The 20,890-nt window shown below is 39.9% G+C and carries 24 protein-coding genes; all 24 read right to left on the bottom strand.

Annotated features, from left to right (window positions below):
* Positions 1-90 precede the first annotated feature (90 nt).
* Positions 91-1,392 carry an ABC transporter permease gene (locus QM956_RS09795; RefSeq protein ID WP_162837269.1) on the bottom strand — a complete coding sequence of 434 codons (1,302 nt, stop codon included), beginning with the start codon at positions 1,390-1,392 and terminating at the stop codon, positions 91-93.
* Positions 1,361-2,044 carry an ABC transporter ATP-binding protein gene (locus tag QM956_RS09790; RefSeq protein ID WP_049499240.1) on the bottom strand — a complete coding sequence of 228 codons (684 nt, stop codon included), beginning with the start codon at positions 2,042-2,044 and terminating at the stop codon, positions 1,361-1,363. Before QM956_RS09790 ends, QM956_RS09795 begins: the two co-directional genes overlap by 32 nt.
* Positions 2,045-2,254: 210 nt before the next feature.
* Entirely contained in the window at positions 2,255-3,175 is a 921-nt protein-coding gene (locus tag QM956_RS09785) for a helix-turn-helix domain-containing protein (protein WP_020903611.1), read from the bottom strand.
* A 123-nt stretch (positions 3,176-3,298) separates the two neighbouring features.
* Positions 3,299-5,950 carry a bifunctional acetaldehyde-CoA/alcohol dehydrogenase gene (gene adhE, locus QM956_RS09780; RefSeq protein WP_020903612.1) on the bottom strand — a complete coding sequence of 884 codons (2,652 nt, stop codon included), beginning with the start codon at positions 5,948-5,950 and terminating at the stop codon, positions 3,299-3,301.
* Between the two features lie 299 nt (positions 5,951-6,249).
* Entirely contained in the window at positions 6,250-6,660 is a 411-nt protein-coding gene (locus QM956_RS09775) for an MORN repeat-containing protein (RefSeq protein WP_000429319.1), read from the bottom strand.
* Positions 6,647-7,090 (bottom strand): low molecular weight protein-tyrosine-phosphatase, encoded by a 444-nt coding sequence (locus QM956_RS09770; protein ID WP_261020890.1) that lies wholly within the window; start codon positions 7,088-7,090, stop codon positions 6,647-6,649. The genes QM956_RS09775 and QM956_RS09770 overlap by 14 nt, the downstream gene beginning before the upstream one ends.
* A gap of 45 nt (positions 7,091-7,135) precedes the next feature.
* Positions 7,136-7,435, bottom strand: a complete 300-nt coding sequence (gene yajC, locus QM956_RS09765; protein WP_000445810.1) for a preprotein translocase subunit YajC — start codon at positions 7,433-7,435, stop codon at positions 7,136-7,138.
* A 116-nt stretch (positions 7,436-7,551) separates the two neighbouring features.
* Entirely contained in the window at positions 7,552-9,528 is a 1,977-nt protein-coding gene (tkt, locus tag QM956_RS09760; protein ID WP_414302478.1) for a transketolase, read from the bottom strand.
* Between the two features lie 115 nt (positions 9,529-9,643).
* Entirely contained in the window at positions 9,644-10,267 is a 624-nt protein-coding gene (locus tag QM956_RS09755; RefSeq protein ID WP_033684719.1) for a hypothetical protein, read from the bottom strand.
* 50 nt (positions 10,268-10,317) lie between these two features.
* Positions 10,318-11,307 (bottom strand): RNA-binding cell elongation regulator Jag/EloR, encoded by a 990-nt coding sequence (jag, locus tag QM956_RS09750; protein ID WP_000260003.1) that lies wholly within the window; start codon positions 11,305-11,307, stop codon positions 10,318-10,320.
* A gap of 17 nt (positions 11,308-11,324) precedes the next feature.
* Complete coding sequence (locus QM956_RS09745) at positions 11,325-12,149, bottom strand: membrane protein insertase YidC (protein ID WP_261020883.1); 825 nt, start codon at positions 12,147-12,149, stop codon at positions 11,325-11,327.
* Positions 12,124-12,495, bottom strand: a complete 372-nt coding sequence (gene rnpA / locus QM956_RS09740; RefSeq protein ID WP_000739245.1) for a ribonuclease P protein component — start codon at positions 12,493-12,495, stop codon at positions 12,124-12,126. The genes QM956_RS09745 and rnpA overlap by 26 nt, the downstream gene beginning before the upstream one ends.
* Before the next feature lie 149 nt (positions 12,496-12,644).
* Positions 12,645-13,835 carry an acetate kinase gene (locus tag QM956_RS09735; RefSeq protein WP_261020882.1) on the bottom strand — a complete coding sequence of 397 codons (1,191 nt, stop codon included), beginning with the start codon at positions 13,833-13,835 and terminating at the stop codon, positions 12,645-12,647.
* Positions 13,836-13,885: 50 nt separating this feature from the next.
* The gene (locus QM956_RS09730) at positions 13,886-14,839 is read right to left on the bottom strand and encodes a class I SAM-dependent methyltransferase (RefSeq protein ID WP_084923200.1); all 954 of its coding nucleotides are present in this window, start codon (positions 14,837-14,839) and stop codon (positions 13,886-13,888) included.
* A 60-nt stretch (positions 14,840-14,899) separates the two neighbouring features.
* Positions 14,900-15,487 (bottom strand): class I SAM-dependent methyltransferase, encoded by a 588-nt coding sequence (locus tag QM956_RS09725; RefSeq protein WP_173875730.1) that lies wholly within the window; start codon positions 15,485-15,487, stop codon positions 14,900-14,902.
* Positions 15,488-15,519: 32 nt separating this feature from the next.
* Positions 15,520-15,933: a competence type IV pilus minor pilin ComGG gene (gene comGG / locus QM956_RS09720; RefSeq protein ID WP_173875729.1), complete on the bottom strand. Its 414-nt coding sequence runs from the start codon at positions 15,931-15,933 to the stop codon at positions 15,520-15,522.
* Positions 15,911-16,372 (bottom strand): competence type IV pilus minor pilin ComGF, encoded by a 462-nt coding sequence (gene comGF, locus QM956_RS09715; protein WP_024056739.1) that lies wholly within the window; start codon positions 16,370-16,372, stop codon positions 15,911-15,913. The genes comGG and comGF overlap by 23 nt, the downstream gene beginning before the upstream one ends.
* Positions 16,335-16,637: a competence type IV pilus minor pilin ComGE gene (gene comGE / locus QM956_RS09710; protein ID WP_094753516.1), complete on the bottom strand. Its 303-nt coding sequence runs from the start codon at positions 16,635-16,637 to the stop codon at positions 16,335-16,337. Before comGE ends, comGF begins: the two co-directional genes overlap by 38 nt.
* Entirely contained in the window at positions 16,600-17,034 is a 435-nt protein-coding gene (comGD, locus tag QM956_RS09705) for a competence type IV pilus minor pilin ComGD (RefSeq protein WP_153210732.1), read from the bottom strand. Before comGD ends, comGE begins: the two co-directional genes overlap by 38 nt.
* On the bottom strand, positions 16,997-17,320 hold the full coding sequence (comGC, locus tag QM956_RS09700) for a competence type IV pilus major pilin ComGC (RefSeq protein WP_050223437.1): 324 nt from the start codon (positions 17,318-17,320) through the stop codon (positions 16,997-16,999). The genes comGD and comGC overlap by 38 nt, the downstream gene beginning before the upstream one ends.
* 1 nt (position 17,321) lies before the next feature.
* Positions 17,322-18,338: a competence type IV pilus assembly protein ComGB gene (comGB, locus tag QM956_RS09695; protein ID WP_414302479.1), complete on the bottom strand. Its 1,017-nt coding sequence runs from the start codon at positions 18,336-18,338 to the stop codon at positions 17,322-17,324.
* Positions 18,286-19,227, bottom strand: a complete 942-nt coding sequence (gene comGA / locus QM956_RS09690) for a competence type IV pilus ATPase ComGA (protein ID WP_414302477.1) — start codon at positions 19,225-19,227, stop codon at positions 18,286-18,288. Before comGA ends, comGB begins: the two co-directional genes overlap by 53 nt.
* A gap of 76 nt (positions 19,228-19,303) precedes the next feature.
* Positions 19,304-19,669, bottom strand: coding sequence for a DUF1033 family protein (locus QM956_RS09685; protein ID WP_045606653.1), 366 nt, complete (start codon positions 19,667-19,669; stop codon positions 19,304-19,306).
* A gap of 150 nt (positions 19,670-19,819) precedes the next feature.
* Positions 19,820-20,878, bottom strand: a complete 1,059-nt coding sequence (locus QM956_RS09680) for a zinc-dependent alcohol dehydrogenase family protein (RefSeq protein ID WP_000649459.1) — start codon at positions 20,876-20,878, stop codon at positions 19,820-19,822.
* Positions 20,879-20,890: the final 12 nt, after the last annotated feature.

Raw genomic sequence — 20,890 nt, 5'->3', positions numbered from 1 at the left:
ATTATATAACTATTTAAGTTTAATTGCAAGTACGGGCATTGTTTTTCTATGTTAGTTTCTTTTTTAAACTGTAAATCAAGGAATCCCTTACTATTCATATCGTAGCGATTCTACAGGATCCATTTTACTAATTTTACGTGCTGGGAAGTAGGCTGAGACATAACCAAGTAATAGAGCGAAAGCTAGAGTTCCTAAAACAGATAACAAATTTAATTCAAAAACCTTAGTGATGGATGGATAAAAGTGATTTACAACCGCATTCGCCAAACTTCCCACCCCTTGTGCAACCAAAAAGGCCAGTAACAAGGCGATGCCTACAATCCAGATAGCCTCGTAAATAAAAATCCCTTTGACATCATGATTTTGATAACCAACTGCCTTCATGACACCTATTTCCTTAGAACGTTGCATGATATTGATGTAAATAATGATACCAATCATGACCGCTGCTACCACAATAGCTTGTGATGAAAGCACAATCAACAATCCCTGAATGACACGAATAAAGGTAATCACAATATCAAGAACCTTCTGTTGAGAAAGAACGGTATACTTCTTATTTTTCTGTAATTCTTCTGTTACCGTTTTTGTCTGTGATGGATCTTTGAGTTCCAAGATAAAATAAGATACAGCTTTTGTAAATCCAGCCTCTTTCAAAATCGTTTCCATTTGATGAGACGGCATGAAACTGTTGCTGTCCTCCATGTCATCTTCATCATTGATCACACGCACAATCTTCGTTTGAAATTGAGCAGTCTTGCTAGCCTCGGCAGCATTTTCTACAATGCTGGCTGAGACTGATTTGCCAATAACATCACTAGCTGTCAGATTGTTTCCTGTCTGTTCATTCCAATTTTTAAGTAAACTGATTGGAATTGTCAAACCCTGTTCATTTGCATCCGTATAGAGGGATCCAGCTACCACTTTGTCCTTTTCATTACTACTAACAGAAATACTTGTATCCTCATAGAGACTCACTACTTGAGCATAAGAAGGCATCGTTTGACTCAGATCCATTTCTTGCCCATCTATAGTCATATTTGACATGGTCATCCCAAAAGGACTCTCCAAATATTTAATAGCTTCTTTCCCAACTGTATCCGTGATATAGTTCTTATCGTCTTGGTTCAAAAAGCCTCGTCCAACATTTTTTGTGTTTAAAGCAATCTGAACTTGAGAAGGAATTTGACCTCCATTCGTATTTTCATCAATCATCGAAATCAAAGCATTTCCCAAGCCAAAAGAAATTAAGACTCCTACAAAACCGATTGAGGTTGCTAGCGCAATCAATAGGTTACGCCATTTTCTTTCCATAAAGTTATTTAAAGAAAGTTTGAATTTATTTTTCAATGATAATCCTTTATTTTTTGACTTCTTCAACGACTTCACCATCCTTCATTTTGATAATCACGTCTGCATATTCCGCAACCTCTGGATTATGGGTTACGATCAATACTGTTTTCCCTGTTTGGGCTAAATTTTTAAATACTTCCAATACCATTTCTTGGGATTGAGAATCCAGCGAACCCGTTGGCTCATCTGCTACAATCATATCTGGCTGATTTACCAGTGCACGCGCGATTGCTACACGTTGCTTTTGCCCACCAGAAAGCTGTTTAACATTTTTAGCAATAAAAGGCTCCATGCCCAAGTTACTTAATTGCTCCTTTGCAATCATTGTCATCTCCCTGTCAGATAAATCTTTGACATAGAGAGGTAGCTTGACATTGTCCAAGACAGACTGATGTGGAATGAGGTTAAAGTTTTGAAACACAAATCCAATCTTATCTTTACGAAATTGAGTTAGTTCAATCTCTGATAAGTCACGGAGGGATTCCCCTTTAAACTCTAAATCTCCTTCATATTGTCTGTCTAAACCACTTATGATGTTTAGTAGACTGGTTTTGCCACAGCCTGATGGACCGTAAATCGCTGTAATTTTACCTTTTGCAATCTGCAGGTTAATATTCTTTAAAGCCTGTTCTTGATGTTTACCGTCCAAAGTGTAAAACTTTGAAATATTTTTAATGGATAAAATAGACATTCTTTCCCCCTTGTTTAAAACTGTTATCGTCATACACCATACTGATAGAAAATCCTTCAAGCTACATCAGCACTGATTTCCCCTATGGGCCTACTACTTAGAGTTTTCTCTCTATTGCCTAGTTTGCTTCTGGATGTATATCAAGTAAAATTCATTGTAACAAAAAAGCGGCATTCCCTCAATGACAGAAATGTCACTCCTATAAACTCTTTAACGATATCTTTCTAGATCCTCGGCCCATTCATTATCTAAACTAACGAGTAACTTCCCATTGCCAAACATCCTTGCCATCATTTTTGCTTCTTCATACTTTTGTTTGGCTGTATCATAATCCATCTGAATATAATATTTCCACTCCACCATCAAGACAATCGGTTGTTTTTGAAAATCTCGTGTTTTTTGCCCTATTTTATTTAAGGTCTCGACTGCCCTCTTAAAATAATGAAGCAACCCCATAACCTCTATACAAGTTAAAGAAGCTAACAAGGAGTCTCTAAGTAAGTCCAAACAATCGAACTCTATCTTATCAACCTGAGAACTTAATTTGTCATGAAAATAAAGAATAGTTTCATGCTCAGACTTTTTTATCTCACCCTCGTTTAAACCATCCATTAACTGACAAAGAAAATACAGTCTCAATTTCAACAATTCCTCAGCCTTATATACATCTCTGGATAGTAAGTCTTGAAGACTGTCCTCAATCACACCACTTCCGTATAAAGAATTACTAGTCGCTCTCACTGCATCTATTGCCTGAAGGCAGTCCACTATCATCTTCTCATCACGGGGCAGGTCATCATAAAAACACTCGAAAATCTCATCAAAATATTCTTCCTTTTGTTCTTGCAACTCCTTGTCTCCATAGTCAGGGTGATGTAAAAGAAAGTACTTTAATTCTTGGTAGCGTTTAGGCAGTTCCTTATAATCTGGCATCAAGACGTAGGATGGAATTTCTAATCTATCTGCAATATATTCTAGTGTTTTTATAGTCGGTCGAAATTCTCCTTTTTCGATTCTCACCAACTGACGCACTGATAATTCAGACTCATCCCCACAAAAAACTGGACGACTAAGTCCTTTCTCCTCTCTTAAAAGTCGCACTTTATCCCCTAACTCATTTATCTTGTTCATTTGCCCCTCGCATGATTATAAAAGATTTGATTTTCAAATAAATATATGCGATGATTATACCATTTTTCAAATAGAATTACAAAAAAAGAGACAGGGATTCCCTGCCTCTAGGCTGATAAACAATTATTTACGGCGTCCTGGTCTTTCTTTGTAGCCATAGTAAGAATCTTCGATGATTTCTTGCATATGGTCAACCATTGGAAGGCGTGGGTTAGCTGGTGAACATTGGTCTTCGTAAGCAAGGAAGGCTAATTCACGTGAATGTTCTTTCCATTCTTTTTCGTCGATACCTTGTGCTTTGAAGTTCATTTGGATACCTACGCGCTCACCAAGTTCGTAGACAGCTTTTGCGTAAGACTCCACACCTTCTTCTGGAGTAGAAGCTGGAAGTCCAAGCATGCGTGCGATATCTTGGTATTTTTCATCTGCACGGTAGTAGTTGTACTTAGGCCATGTTGCTGTCTTAGCTGGACGTGTACCGTTGTAGCGGATGACGTATGGAAGCAAGATAGCATTTGTACGACCGTGAATTGTGTGGAATTGCGCACCAATCTTATGAGCCATTGAGTGAGAAATACCTAGGAAGGCATTGGCAAAGGCCATACCAGCGATTGTTGAAGCGTTATGCATTTTCTCGCGTGAGTGGAAGTCTGCATTCTTAACTGAGCTTTCAAGGTTTTCGAATACAAGCTTGATGGCTTGAAGTGCAAGTCCGTCAGTGTAGTCGCTAGCCATTTGTGATACGTAAGCTTCAGTCGCGTGAGTCAATACGTCCATACCAGTGTCCGCAGCAACAACTCCAGGAACTGTCAATACCAAGGCAGGGTCTACGATTGCCACAGTTGGTGTCAATGAGTAGTCAGCGATTGGGTATTTGCGGTTGTTTGCTTTATCAGAGATAACGGCAAATGGTGTTACTTCAGATCCTGTACCAGATGTTGTTGGGATTGCGATGAATTTAGTCTTCTTACCAAGTAATGGGAATTTGAAGGCACGTTTACGGATATCCATGAATTTTTGAACAAGGTCACGGAAGTCCACTTCTGGTTGTTCGTAGAAGAGCCACATTACTTTAGCAGCATCCATTGGAGATCCACCACCAAGAGCAATGATTGTATCTGGTTTGAAGGCACGCATAATCTCAGTACCACGGTTTACAGTTGTGATATCTGGATCTGGTTCTACATCAGCAAAGATTTGGTAAACAACCTTATTGCGACGAAGATCAAGTTGCTCGATGATACGATCAAGGAAACCAAGCTCTACCATGGCATGGTCAGTAACGATCATGACACGTTCAACGTCACGACATTTTTGAAGGTATTGAATTGAATCACGTTCAAAGTATGTTTTTGAAGGAAGTTTCATCCATTGCATGTTATTTCTCCGTCTTCCGACTTTTTTGATATTCAAGAGGTTAATGGCACTAACGTTATCCCCAACTGAGTTGCGTCCGTAAGAACCACATCCAAGTGTCAATGATGGCAAGAAGGCATTGTAAACGTCCCCGATACCACCGAAAGTAGAAGGTGAGTTACAGATAACACGAATAGCTTTAACAGCTTTACCAAATTCTTTAGTCAATTCTTCATCAGCTGTGTGGATAGCTGCTGAGTGGCCAAGACCGTTAAATTCAACCATTTGACGAGCCTTAGTAATACCATCTTCACGGCTTTCAGATTTCAAAACTGCGATAACTGGTGATAATTTTTCACGAGTCAATGGCTCATTTTCGCCAACTTCTTTACATTCTGCAGCAAGAATGTTTGTTCCTTCTGGAACTGTAAATCCTGCTTGTTCTGCAATCCAGGTTGCTGGTTTACCAACGATGTCAGCGTTCAATTTTGCACCAGCACAGTTTTTGCTATTTGCTTTCACGCCGAAGCAGAATTCTTCAAGAAGTGCTTTTTCTTTTTTGTTTACAAAGTAAGTGTGATATGATTTGAACTCTGCTACAAATTCATCATAAATTTCTTTATCAATGATAACCGCTTGTTCAGATGCACAGACCATACCATTATCAAATGATTTAGACATAACGATATCGTGTGCTGCTTGACGGATGTTTGCTGATTTTTCAACATAAGCTGGAACGTTTCCGGCACCTACCCCAAGAGCTGGTTTACCACATGAGTATGCAGCTTTAACCATGGCATTACCACCTGTTGCAAGGATTGTTGCAACACCTTCGTGGTTCATAAGGGCACTTGTTGCTTCCATAGATGGTTCAGTGATCCACTGTACGCAGTTTTCAGGAGCTCCAGCTGCGATAGCTGCATCGCGAACGATACGAGCTGCATGAGCAGATGATTCTTGTGCTGATGGATGGAAAGCAAAGACGATTGGGTTACGTGTCTTCAATGAAATCAATGATTTGAAGATTGCTGTTGATGTTGGGTTTGTTGTTGGAGTGATACCACAGACAACACCAACTGGTTCTGCGATAAGAGTCAAACCTGTTACATCGTCTTCTTCGATAACGCCAACTGTCTTAGTGTGACGCATGTTGTTTACTACGTGTTCACAAGCAAACAAGTTCTTAGTTGCTTTATCTTCAAATACACCACGTCCTGTTTCTTCATAGGCATGTATAGCCAATTCTCCGTGGGCATCCAAAGCTGCCACTGACGCTTTAGCTACGATATAGTCAACCTGTTCTTGGTCGAGTTTACGCATTTCCTCAAGGGCAACTAGAGCTTTTTGCACCAATCCATCAACATGCTTCTCAGCAGCGAGTTTCTTTTCCTCTGGTGTCACAGTTTTTTTATCAGCCATATTTTCCTCCATAGCTTTCAAGGATCGATATCCTTTGTTAATTTTTTCACAAGTTTATTATAACGCATTATTTCAACTTTGTAAACAGTTTCATAAACATTTCACAAAGAATTTTTTATTGTTTGTGAATTTTTTCTTATTCTCTTTACTTATCAAATTTTTTATTTAGAGTTTGTGAAATTAATTTCAAATATTTTTTATTTCACAAACTTACTTGGAAAAGGGACTTGGAAAGAGATAGATTTTCTAGTAAGCGCTTACTTTTAGATGCTAACAATACCTCCTTTGATAAGGAGGCTTTATTTTTGTTGAAAAACGCCTTGTTTAAAAGTCCCTTCATAAACAACTTCTTGTTCTGTTGTTAGTTTCCCTTTTCCTTCAGCCTGACCATTTACAAAATCACCTTCGTAGGTCCAGCCTTCTTTAGATTGAAAGGTACCTTTTCCGTTGAAGGCTCCATTGTTGAAACCACCAGTATACTGGTCTCCATTTTGGAAGGTAATGGTACCTTGTCCATTCATTTTACCACGTACAAGACTGCCATCGTAAACAATGGTTCCATTATCAAGCTTTAGAACACCTTTTCCGGGAATATTTAGAAAAAAGACGAGCACAGCACAAAAAACAATCGTAACTACTGCCAAAAGCTCTAAACGTTGACGAGTCAGATAGACACGATACTTTTCGTAAAAATTCTTAAGATTTTCCATCTTCACTCTCCTTCTCTAAACGTTCTAACCATGCTTGACAACCCTCTTGAACACGCTGATAAGTTTCCTCAAAATCCCCTGTATGCCAAGGATCTGGAACACTTTCAGATGCGAATGAGTAAATCTTATCTTGACAGTCTGCTGGACACATCTGACGTAAGTCAGAAACATTTGAAGCATCCATGCCGATAATATAATCAAAGGCTTCAAAATCTTCCTTACTAATCTGAAGCGATGTCTTGCCTTTTTCATAAGGAATCTCATACTGTTGAAAAATCCCTTGAGTTCCCTTATGAATCGGATTGCCATGTTCCCAAGAGGAAGTCGCTCGACTTTGGATTTCATAATTATCTGTCATTGATTTCATAACAAACTCGGCCATAGGACTACGGCAAATATTTCCCAGACAGACAAAAACTAGTTTTTTCATCCCATTCCTTTCTTTTATAGAAAAACGGGAGTTCGTGATCCCGTCTTATTTTTCAATTGCACCTTCGAGTGAAGCTGTTTCTTTAAGTGGTAATACGGTCTTGATAGCAGCTAGTTCAAAAGTCAAGTAAACCCCATCTACATCAAGAACAATTGTTTTCTTTTCTGTATCTACTTCATCGACTGTTCCATAAAGTCCACCGATTGTAATAACTTCATAGCCTTTTTGTAATTTATTCAAGCTTTCCATACGTTTTTGTGCTTGTTTCTTTTGAGAGCGTTGCGTAAAGAACATCAAGCCCACCATAGCCACAAGAATGATTAAAAATGTATATTGTGATTCCATTATATTCTCCTTTGTCTTTTACATAGGACTACTATATCAAATTTCAGCTACTTTTACAAGATTGTACCTTGCTTTTCTAGTAAGAAAAACCAGAGCTTGCGCTCTGATTTTTAGGATTATTTCAAATCTTGAACGATTTTTACAAGATTTTCTATAGTAAAGCCATATTCTGCCAAGACTTTTGGTGCTGGGGCAGAGGCTCCGAAGGTATCAATACCGAGAACAGCGCCATCAAGACCAACGTATTTGTACCAGTTTTGAGTTGCACCCATTTCGACTGCAACACGACGGCGAACTGCATTTGGAAGAATTTCTTCCTTGTAAGTTGCATCTTGTTTATCAAAGACATCTGTAGATGGCATACTGACTACGCGGACTTTTGCACCTTGACTAGCCAATTCTTTAGCAGCTGAGACAGCAAGATTAACCTCTGAACCTGTCGCAATCAAGATGGTATCAAAGTCTGCTGCATTTTCATAGACAACATAGGCACCTTTTGCAACCTTGTCGAAGTCTGTTCCCTCTTCAACAGTCAAGTTTTGACGTGTCAAGACAAGGACAGTTGGTGTTTTTTCGCTTGTCACTGCAAGGTACCAAGCTGCTTGCGTTTCACGCGCATCTGCTGGACGGAAAACATTCAGATTTGGCATGGCACGAAGACCTGCTAAGTGCTCAACTGGTTCGTGCGTTGGGCCATCTTCCCCTACCGCAATAGAATCGTGAGTAAAGACATAAGTCACAGGAAGACCTTGCAAGGCTGACAAGCGGACAGCTGCCTTCAAATAGTCAGAGAAGACGAAGAAAGTTCCACCGTATACACGAAGTCCACCGTGAAGGGCCATCCCGTTCAAGATAGTTCCCATGGCAAATTCACGAACACCAAACTGAATGTTACGGTTCAAGCGATTGTCATCGTCTTGAAGTCCGTCAGTTTTGATATAAGTCATGTTTGAGTGAGCAAGGTCAGCTGATCCACCCAAGAAAGTTGGCAACTTAGCCGCCACAACGTTCAAAGCATCCTGACTTGAATTACGAGTTGCTTGAGAGAAGCCGTTTTCTAAGGCTGGGAAATCTGCTGGAGTCAATTCAACTGGATCACGTCCATCGATGATAGCTTCTACTTCTGCAGCCAATTCTGGGTGAGCTTCTCTATAATCAGCAACTAATTTTGTCCAAGCTTCATAAGCTGATGCGCCACGGTCTGCAACATGTTCTTTGAAATCAGCATATACTTGTTCTGGTATTTCAAATGGTTCATAGTCCCAACCGAGAGCTTGACGAGTAGCTACAGTTTCATCTGCTCCAAGAGGAGCACCGTGTACAGCGTTAGTTCCCTGTTTGTTTGGAGAACCGTATCCAATAACAGTCTTCACTTCAATCAAAGATGGTTTGCCTGAAGCTTTAGCTGTTTCGATAGCAGCATGGATTGCTTCTAAATCTGTTCCATCTTCTACCAAGGCAGTATGCCAACCGTAGGCATTGTAACGGTCACGAACACTTTCTGTAAAGGAATCCTTTGTCTCACCATCCAAGTTGATGTCATTTGAATCATAAAGGACAACCAACTTATCTAGTTTTTGCAAACCTGCGTATGAAGCCGCCTCACTTGAGACACCTTCCATCAAGTCTCCGTCTCCACAGATAACATAAGTATAGTGGTCAAAGATATTGTAGCCTTCGCGGTTATATTTGGCTGCCAAGAAACGTTCTGCCTGGGCAAAACCAGTAGCAGTTGAAATCCCTTGACCTAGAGGACCTGTCGTAGCATCAATCCCTGCCGTATGGCCAAATTCTGGGTGACCTGGTGTTTTTGAACCCCATTGACGGAAGCTCTTGATCTCATCCATACTAACATCTTCAAAACCAGAAAGGTGAAGAAGGGCATAAAGGAGCATTGAACCATGTCCTGCTGAAAGAATAAAACGGTCGCGGTTAATCCAGTTTGGTTGAGCTGGATTGATACGAAGTTGTTTTGTAAAGAGGCTGTAAGCCATCGGAGCCGCTCCCATAACCACACCTGGGTGACCTGAGTTGGCTTTGTTGATAGCGTCAATACCTAGGAAACGAATTGCATTAACAGATAGATTTGACATAGAATTTCCTTTCTATTTGAGGTGATTATTGAATCACACATTCTATTTTACTATTATATGAAAAAATACATAGAATAGCAATTAAACAATTCGACGTAAATAAGTATTCTATTTGCTATCCTCTAGTCGCCTGATAGTAGGGAAGTAAGCGTTCATAAGCATCTTCTAATTTTTCTAAAATCACTTCTAATGATTGATTTTCAATAAAAGAAACATCTGCTTTAACTAACACTTTTCGGATTTCTTGACTTCCTACCTTATCGACTAAAACCTGACGATTTTCTTCGTTCGCCTCCCACCGTTGACTTTCCCCATCTGAGTAGAATAGATAATAAATCCCTTCTACCACTGGAACTTCTAGAACCTTGGCCTGCTTGCCTAGAGTTTGCTCATCTTTCTTGCGCTCGATAAAACTAACTTCTAGTGAGACACCAAAATCAGAAGGTATTCCATACAAACGAAGAGCCAACATAGGTTCTGTCACTTTCCCCTCACGCTGTATATAAGCCCAGAAGTGTGGTCGCAAGCGCTGCGCTTGGTTCATCCACTGGCTAGTCTGTTGGAGTTGCCATTCTGGATGGCTTGCTTGAAAGGCTTTGGCTAGCTCTGTAAAAGCCTTTCTGGCCTCTTGACCTTTGTGGCGAAATGCCATCATTTTCTCTCGTTCTTCTCCCGCTTTATCAGGATTACGGTACTGCAAACCAGCAAAGTCTAAATAGTCTCTTATCTTATTCAACATTAATTTAATCTCCTCCAGCTAGCAAAAAATCAGGAGAACCCTGATTTTGTTTATTCTGTATCTACAACGACATAGCGATTTGGCTCATCACCCTCAGAGTAACTAGTCACGCCATCCATACGTGAAATAATACGATGAATAATCTTGCGTTCACTATTTGACATAGGATCTGTTTGATGACTACGTCCTTCTTCTAAAACACGAGTCGCCAATTTTTGAGCATAGGTCTGCAAGACTTCTGCACGATGTTCAACATAATCATTGACATTAATAGTAATGTAGAAGGTCCTTGCATAGCGGTTGTAAAGATAATTTTGAGCCAATAGTTGTAAGGCCTTCAAAACTTTGCCATGGTAACCGATAATACGACCTGGCTCATTGGTATCAATTTGTAAATTGATGCTACGACGGTTATAATCATTTGAAATCGTCGCCTCAACATCCATATCATCAATGATTGTTTGGACATAAGTCGTTACTTCCGTAGCTACTTGTTCAATGTCAAAGCTCGGTTCCACTTTTAAGCCCAAATCTTCTAATTCTTGACTTTCAGTTTGTTCAGCTCGACTCTCAACAATAGGAGTTTCTACTTCTTCCCCGAAACCAGCTTCTTCAAGCTGTAATTCATTTAAAATCTCAATATGCCCAGTTTCTTCTAAAATGGTGTTAGCATGTTTTTCATTTTTCAAAATTTCAGCCTTAACTTCATCAGAAACCCCTTGGCCTTCTTCTTCAATCTTTTTAATTGCTTCTACAACATGCCCTAAATCAACAGTCGCTTGACTGACTGTTTTGACTGGTTCATTTTGTTCGTTAATTTCTTTAGGAACACCCTTTACAGCCTGCTGATTAGCTTTAATGACCGTTGTTTCACTAATAGCTTCAATATCAACTTGAGCTGGTTTTTTACCAAATAAACCAAGAAAGCCATTTTTTTCACGAGAAATGACTTTGATATGAGCCTTCAGTCTTGGGATATCTAATTCTTTCAATCCTTTCTGGATTGCTTCTTCAACAGTTGAACCTGTAAATACTACCATTACCAGATTCCTCCTTATTATTTCGTTTTCTGAGCCTTTTTCTTGGCTTTTCTTTTTCTATTTTCCAAATCTTTCTGTGCCTGAACTACCGCCTCGCGCTCTGCGATAATCTTGAATGGATTGTTCAAGAAATAGGTTTGCAAGACTTGATAAGCATTGGACACTGTCCAGTATAGGGCGACTCCACCTGGTGCATAAACTGCAAAGATAAAGATCAAGACTGGAATCCCATACATCATCGCAGTCGTAGCGCCATTACGCTCAGACAAGGCCTTGTTGGACAACCAAGTACTTAAAAAGGTAAATACAGCTGCTAAAATCGGAAGAACAAGGGTTGTATCCACACCACCAAGGTTAATCCATAAGAAATGACCTGTCTTTAAAAAGTCAACTCTTGATAGAGCTTGGAACAAGGCCAAGATAACCGGCATCTGAATCAAAATCGGCCAAAGAGAATCTGACTGTCTGACACCCATTTCTTTAAAGACTTTACGCATTTCTTGCTCTAGCTTAGTTCTGCTTTCCATATCTCGACCTGGATATTGTTCTCGAAGCGCCTTAATACGTGGTTGAGCTTCCTGCATTTTTCTGGAAGCCACCATTTGCACTTGAAAGACTGGCAAGAGCACTGTACGAATCAAGATTGTAAAGAGAATAATCCCCACTCCGATACTGATATCAAACGATAAAAAGCGAATGATTTCCGCAAAGAAGTAAACAAATTTACTCCAAAAATCAGCCGAATCTGCTGTAATATCGCTAGTTGCCCCATTTGTTGCACAGGCTGTCATGATCAATAGGGACAGTCCTAGCAAACTAGTCAACTGTAGTTTCTTTTTCACTCCCATTTCCTTCCTGGTAAATCTTTGATAATTTTAATACGTGGAGTAGATTTTTCTCCATCTCTGCGTATCCCAAGGTTTCGACTCCTTTTCGAGCAATGACAACAAAGTCGACATCTTCTACCAGACTCCCTTTTGCATTCTGGATAATATGTCTAATTCGTCGCTTGATTTGATTTCTAGTGACGGCATTCCCCAGTTTTTTGCTAACTGATAGACCTACTCGAAAATGGTTTTTCTGATTTTCTAGTTGGTAGACAACAAACTTGCGATTGGCAAAACTTGTCCCCTCCTTGAAAATCGCCTTAAAATCTTTCTCTCTTTTTACACGAAAGTTTTTCTTCAAAACTCAACTCCATCTATTAAATTACTACTATTATACCATATTTTTCAAAAAAGCCAATCATAGCAAGGTTTTGGACATTTCCATCAGAAAAAGAAGCTGGAAAAATCTCTTTCCCAACTCCTTGTACTGAATATTTTTTCTGATTTTAGTTATTTTTTCAAGCGTTCAACGTCACGGGCAATGACCAATTCTTCATCTGTTGGAATAACCAAGACACGGATTTTCGCTGCCTCTGTTGAGATGTCTCCTGTCACACCGAAGACATTCTTTTCTGGGTCAACATCACAGCCAAACCAAGAGATACCTGAGATAACATCTTCACGTACGTTTGCAGCATTTTCACCGATACCTGCAGTAAAGATAATAGCATCTGCTCCATTTAAGACTGCAAGGTATTGACCGATATGTTTTTGGATACGATCAACATACATTTCATAGGCTAAAGTGGCATCGTGGTCCCCTTCTTCCATAGCAGCAATCACATCACGCATATCACTGGATTTACCTGAAACCCCCATTAGTCCTGATTCACGATTAAGGACGTGACTAATGTCCTCAGGAGTATTAAAGTCCTCTGTATATTGCATTAAGTAAGGAATGATAGCTGGGTCAATATCTCCTGTACGTGTTCCCATCATCACACCACCAAGTGGAGTGAATCCCATTGAAGTATCGACAGATTGACCACCCTTAACAGCTGTGATAGAAGCTCCATTACCGATGTGGCAAGTAATCAATTTCAAGTCTCCTAATGGACGTCCCAAGAGTTTTGCAGCTTCTCCTGCTACAAACTGGTGACTTGTACCGTGGGCACCATATTTACGAACCTTGTTTTCTGTGTAATATTTTGTTGGTAGAGGATAGCGATAAGCTTTCTCTGGCATAGTTGTGTGGAATGAAGTATCAAAAACAACTACACTGGTGATGTCTGGCAACAATTCCTTGAAGGCACGAACACCTGCCGCATTAGCTGGATTGTGGAGAGGAGCTAACAAGCTCAACTCTTCAACTTTTTCTAAAACATCCCCTTCAACAACTGTTGATTCTTTGAAATATTCTCCACCTGCAACAACACGGTGTCCAACACCTGTAATCTCATCATAAGCCTTGATAATATCGAAACGAATCAAGTCATCCAATAAGATTTTAACGGCTTGTGTATGATTTTCAATATCCAAAATTTGTTGTTCAGAACGACCATCAAATTTTACAGTTGAAATTGAATCTTTCAAGCCGATACGTTCAATTAAACCTTTAGCAAGAACTTTTTCCTCTGGCATTTGATAAAGTTGCCATTTCAAACTTGAACTTCCCGCATTGATTGCAATTGTTTTTGTCATAACATGATACCCCTTTTTAAGCGTTTTCATCTATTATAACAAAATCTATTTTATATTTCAGTACCTTGAGTCCATTTTTGAAAATTTTCTTTAAATTTCATTAAAACACTTGCATCTTGCAAGCTAGAAAGTGGATAAATAAAAGGCTCCACTGCTATTTCACTTTTCTTCTGTAAGATAAAAATAGTCTTGGATTGTTTAGCATTAGCAAAGAGATTTTCAGGCAGACTAATCATGGCAGTCAGACTTGCCTCCTCTTTCAACCAGCCTTTCAACAAATCACTTTGAGGACTGGTCAACAAATCACTCGGAGCGAGAAAAATAGCGTATCCATCTGACTTGAGGTACTTAAGTCCTTGTTCCATGAGCAAGTGATGGGCGTAAGTATGTTCTTGACTAGAAGCAACTTGATGGCGCGACGCAACGGCATCATCAGGATAATAGCCAACAGGCAAGTCGCTGATGACCACATCGCTTTCTTTGAGCATTTGTGGACGAACGGCATCTCCTTGGACAAAGCCAGCCTGCAAACCAATTACATCTGCCATGCTAGCTGCCAAATCAATCAACAAATCATCCACTTCCATTCCCAAGTAATCCACCTTTTTATCAAGCGAGGTCAAGAAAGTAGCGCCTAGAATTCCCATCCCAGAACCCATTTCGAGGATAGTAATTTCCTCCTCTTTAAACAACTCTTCCACAATAAACACCAAAAGTAAGGCAATAGCATCCGGTGTAAACTGGTGATTGGCCTGTAGGGGCTCTGTCTGCCCAGCCTTCATCAAGAGAAACTGGTAGGTTTTGAGCCATTCTTCTTTGCGAAGCGCTAAGCGTTTAAGGGCCTGATTGTTTTCCTTGACCTGCTCTAACTCAGTCTCACCATCCAAATAGATGCTGTTTTGCTCCACCAGGGCGTCATAAAAGTTGGTCGCCAAATCACTTTGGATGACTTGGACATTCTCTAGTAAATACGTATAAGCTTGTTCAATTTTTTCAAAATCCATATTCCTATCTTATCAAATTTCCCTTCTTTTTTCCATCCTTATAGAAAAATCACTCCCTGATTAAGCGAGTGATTTTTGGGCTACTGTTAAAAAGAGTTCTGAGTAATTTCCTTGAAACAGGTCTTCAGCGCTATAGAGGATCTGACTATGCACAGATGAAAAACCATGCTCAATTAGCTGTTTTTCCAGTTCAGCTAAATCAAATCCATGATGGTTAGCCTCTGTCTTGGTAAAATCAGCAACGAGGAGTTGTCCATCTTCCTTCAACTGTTGATGAAACAGTGAGAGAGCCGCATCCAAATCAGGCATATGATGAAGAACACGACAAACAACAATGAGATCAAACTCTTGCTCTAAGGTTTTTTTCAGTAAATCTTGCTCCAAAAACTGGATATTCTTGATTTCTTGCTGCTCCGCTTTCAAACGAGCTTGCTCCAGCATTTTCTCAGAAATATCTACCAATATTACAGATTTGGCTTGTTTTGCCAGAGGCAAGGCTAATAGCCCCGTCCCTCCACCAAAATCCAAAATTTCTTTGTCTGATAGAAGATCAATCTGTTTCTCGACTGCTTGACAAACCAAGTTTGCAAGGAAGATATTTTTAGGCGAATCGAAAGTTTCTGCTTCGTGGTTAAAATCATGTTTCATATTTTTAGTTTAGCACAAAGTAGCTTGATTGGCTAGGAATTCTCTTTCTTTTCAGACTTCTCTTCTGATTTTTTCTTCTCCGCTTTTTCGCTTGAATCAGTCGCTACCTTTTCCTTTTTATCTGTTTTCTCTTCTTTGATTTTGACTGAAGGAAACAGAAACTCATATTGACTCTTAGGCGTACGAACCGTCGTCACCAAGCTTGTTTTCTTATTTTGATAACTCACCTGACCCAGATTAAAGGCCTGTTCCCCACTTTCTTGCTCAACCTTATCTTTGCTTCGCTTAGCCATAGCAAAAGCGATTAACTTTTCTTTATTTAAAGCATAGTCTTGATAGTGGGCGACTTGTCGGTTCAAGTAAAATTGTAACAAAAGACTAAAGATGGCTGCCATAGTGACTGCATAGATGAGAACACCCGCCTTAACTTTTTTCTTTTTCCACACGATAGATGAACTCCCTTTCTAAACCTTTTTGGAATTGAAAACGAAAGCGAACCAGTTGATTCTCCTCTGTAATCTGTGCAGATTTGAGTCCATAAACCATGGGCTGATAACCCCGTCCACTGGCATCAGTTTTTCGAAAATCATCTGATTTGGACTTACCCATAGCAATATCCTTGCCATCTTGCTTCATATAGAGGCGATTGCCTTCCACTTTTTCGAATTGCGAACGGTCTAATTCTGCCTCCAGCTGGTCCACAAACAAGAGCCACTCCTTTTGCTCGCTTTGCTGCTGATAACGAACTTCTGAAATGAGGAGCTGACTCATGGCTTGAAAGAGAAGTAAACTCCCACTGATAACAATAAGAGCAATAAGGGATTCTAACAAAGTAAAAGCCTTGACCTTATAGCTCTTTGATTGCCAACAACTGTTCTGAACCATGGTAGACCTCCAATCCCTTTTCACTAGAAAATACCTGAATCTCAACTCCGTTTACGTTTACCTGATTTTGACCTGTCTGCAGTGCCATCTTAGCTACACGCACAACTTCTTCTTTCTGCAAGATTTTTGCTTCTTCTTGCCTATTCTTTTGAATTTGTCCCAAAAGAAGGGTAGCAATGCTAGCAAAGATAGCTAAAGCAACTACTGCTTCCAGTAAAATCACTGCCCTAATTTTTTGTTTCCTTAATGCGTTTAATTTTTCCATTTCCTATATATAACTGATAGCGAATCTTTCCTTTACTGGTCTGAAATTCAACCTTATCCAAGGACGAATTGCCCCCAGCTCGGTCAAATGTGATACTTTGTCCCGATGGTGCCTGAATTCCTTTAGGAACTGTCAGCTTTTGACTGCCATTACTGATCGTCTGCCCATCTAAGTTTAGACTAGTCTTTTGCTGACTAGCTACACTGCGTTTTTGAGTTTCCCGATAGAGTTCTTCAAACTCCATAAAGAAAATCTGCTCCTCTACCGCCGCAAAAGTGGACTGAACAGAGCCGGACAAGCCCAAGGCAAGGATACTCACAAGGCCCAAAACCAAGAGGCTTTCCAGCATGGTAAAGGCCTTAATCCGCGACCGTTTGAGTCTTATTTTGTTTTGCATGATATTCTTTATAAGCTTTAGCTTGCTCTTCTGTGATGCGATTATCTGCTTGTAATTTGCTTAGAGTAGCCTCTTCATTTTTATTCAAACTATAAAGTTCTGCCTGACTTTCCACCACCTTAACAACAGCTGCTTTTCCTTTGTCATTGACTGCTTCTTTTTGCTTGGTCAAATTAGGTACAAAGAGTAAGAGAAGCACACTGATAATGAGCAAGACCACCAACATCTCCACAAGTGTAAAAGCTTTAACCTTCGCTTTTTTCAAGAATGTCATCATTTTTTTCATTTTAGAAATTTACCTCCATATTTTGATACATGGGCATGAGCATTGCCGCATAAAGTAAAACAATAATCAGAGCCACAAAGATAAAAACCAGTGGCTGCACCAGATTCATGGTGCGGTTGACTCGGGTAAAAAAAGCTTCCCAAGTTTTTTCAGCATAGATTTCCAACTCACTACCCAGCTTGGACTTGACTTCCCCATACTCGATAATGAGACTCAACTCCTTTTTAAAGAAAGGATAGGTTTCTATGGTTTGAGAAAATTCGCAACCATTTTGTAAGGATTGAGCTAGGTCTCGACCGATTTCTTTAAAGAGTTGGGAACCTTGTTCCTGCATGATCTGAAAAATCTGCGTCAGCTCCATTCCCTGCGAAATCATATTCCCCCACTCACGCGCATAATAGGCTGTCAAATAGGTCTGCACAAAGATTCCAAGAAAGGGAAGGCGTGCTAAGATAGAAAAGACGCGCATCTTAGAACTTCTTTTATAAAAAGTTAGTGCTAAAAGGACACCTACTGAAACAAACCCTACCATTACTAGAAAAATTTGTGGTAGATTGCCAATGATTTGAGTGGCAATATTGCTACTATCCAGTTGTGGTAGTAGGTAGTTCCGTAGCCCCAGCATGATTAAAAGAAGAAAACCCAGCAAAATCAAGGGATAGGTCGCTACTTCAATTAGTTTTTTCTTGACCTTGGCCAGATTGTCTAGATATTCTTCTATCTTTCCCAAACTCAGGTGAAGATTCCCATGAACTTCAGCTAGGGATAACTGAGTGACAATGGCACTTGAAAATCCCAAACTTTCCATCATTTCTGAGAATGATTTCCCCTGAGACAAGCCCGTGCGCATCTGGGTCACACACTGCTTATCCAACAAGGCACTCCTATCTAAAAAGGAGATGGTCTCCACCAGATGAAAACCACTGGAAAAGAGATTGTTAAACAAGGTAATGATATTTTTTTGCTTAGCTGTAGCTAATTTTTTCCGTTTCAGCTTGAAGACTTGTGATATGTCCATCTTTAAGAAGCTGGTCAATCTGCGCATTCCAGCTAGTTGGCTGGTGTTCTTGATAGTCTTTGTTTGCAAAGTCAACGATTCCTCCTCCCCCGATTAATCTCTGATAGCAGACTCCCTGCAGAACGACTGCCAATTCCTCCTCACTCACACCCAACTCCAACAGGCGCTCATAAACACCTCGAATACTCTTGGCGTGAATGGTTGAAAAGACTGTCGCCCCTGTCAAACTGGCTCTGACCACTGCACGCGCCGTTTCGCTGTCACGAATTTCTCCGATAATCAGGAGGTCTGGCCGATGACGTAAGGAAAGTTTGATGAGATTTTCATAGGTTAGTCCGATTGCCTCATTCAACTGTAACTGGAGCATGTCGTCCTGCTTGATTTCGACAGGATCTTCGATGGACATGACTTGCTGTCCTTTAAAGAGGGACTTGGCCAATTCATGCATCAAGGTCGTCTTGCCACTTCCAACTGGACCAGCAAAAAGATAAAGTCCCCGTTGCCTGTACTGCTTACCCAGTTCTCCAATATCCTGAAACCAAAAATGTAAATCTTGCTCCTCATCATGCAACAAACGAATAACTAAACTCTCATGACCTCGATAATCACCTACAGTAGATAAACGTAGAGAAACCATCTTATCGTCATAGGCATAATCACAGGAACCAAGTTGACTACGTCGCTTTTCTCCCACATTCATACCCGCCACAAACTTAAAGTGACTGATGACGGCCGCAAATTTTTCAAAATCATAACAACCGATTTTACAGCGCTCGTCTCCGACCCTCATATGAAGCTCATAAGCGTCTAGCTTAGGGACAAAATAAATATCCTGCGCCCCTTTTTTCCGAGCTGAACGAATGATTTCTTGTGCAATTTCTTGAACCATACTTACCTCCTCACCTATACTATTCGCAAAGATTTGGAAAAATAAAAAAAGCAACTCCAAAAAAGTTACTTTTTCTCTATTTTAATTTCATACGGCAAGAACGGTGCCTTTCCTTACCTGTTTGTTTTTCATAGCCTGGGCGTAGTTTTTCGTCTGGAATAACCTGCTCATCCTGTAAAAGAGCCAGAGAATGGTATTGTTGTAAATACTCATCACATTCATCACACCAGCGTTGGTCTTCCGGATCCCAGAAAATGGTCATCAAGTCACTTCTGCTTTTATAAAGAGGGGATTCTTGTTCCAATTTAAACCAGCAAGTTTTATAGTATTTGAGAGCATCATAATACTGGTCAAATTTCTTACTAGCTACAATATCTTCTTCCCAACCTTCTAAGAACCACCAAGGTTCAAAATCTCCGTACATTTCTATAACACGATACATATTCATTCATTCCTTTGTACCGTATATTATAACCAATTCCGCCAAACAAGGAAAGAAATATGCTCATTTCTTAATTTTTTGATAAAAAATCCAGCCATCTGATGGATGACTGAATTTCTATTTGCTTGTATTCCAAAATCTTTTTACTACCTAGGCTTCAGAAATATCGTTTTCAATAATGACTTTGATTGCATGATGGTCTGCTGCTTTACTGAAAACTTCATAGGCTTTTTCAATTTCACTTAGTTTGAAATAGTGAGTTACCAATTTTTCTGGTTCAATCTTATGACTTTCAAGAGCTTTCAACAATTGTGGAGTTGTATTTGTAGATACCAAACCAGTTGTTACATTGATGTTGCGAATCCAAAGTTTATCTAAATCGAATTCAACTGGTTTACCATGCACACCACAGTTGGCAACTGTTCCGTCTACACCGATAATCTTTTGACAGAAATCAAATGTTGCAGGAATACCAACAGCTTCGATAGCGACATCCACACCACGTCCATCTGTCAAATCATAAATTTCTTTAATAGCTTTTTCAGGGTCTGAAGAATTAATCTTATGAGTCGCACCAAATGATACAGCAGTTTCCAAGCGGTTATCGTCTAAGTCCACCATAATCAATTTAGCTGGTGAATAGAATTGGGCTGTCAAAAGAGCAGCCAATCCAACAGGTCCTGAACCAATAATGGCTACACTACAACCAGGTTCTACTTTCCCTTTTAAGACACCAATTTCATATCCAGTAGGTAGAATGTCTGATAGCATAACCAAGGCTTCATCTGACAAGTCTTCTGGAGTATGGTAAAGAGTGTTATCTGCGTGAGGGACACGTAGATATTCAGCCTGCATACCGTCAATCAAGTGACCGAAAATCCAGCCCCCTTCGTCTTCACAATGGGCATAAATTCCTTTTTTACAGTAGTAGCATTTACCACAGGCACAGACACAAGAAATCAAGACCTTGTCGCCTTTTTTGAAATTCGAAACTCCTTCTCCAACTTCTTCAACAATCCCAATCCCTTCGTGACCAAGAATGGTACCACTTTGGCAAGCAGGAACATCCCCTTTGATAATATGGAGGTCTGTTCCACAAATAGTAGTTTTTACGATACGCACAATAGCGTCTGTTGGCTTGCGAATCACTGGTTTGTCTACATCAACAAAAGAAGCAAGTCCTGGTTTAACATAAGTATAGGCTTTCATAAAGCATTCCTC

The sequence above is a fragment of the Streptococcus mitis genome (assembly GCF_047460035.1).
Taxonomy (GTDB): domain Bacteria; phylum Bacillota; class Bacilli; order Lactobacillales; family Streptococcaceae; genus Streptococcus; species Streptococcus mitis_DW.
Note: the sequence above shows the minus strand (reverse complement) of the source record. Positions and strands in the feature narration are given on the sequence as shown.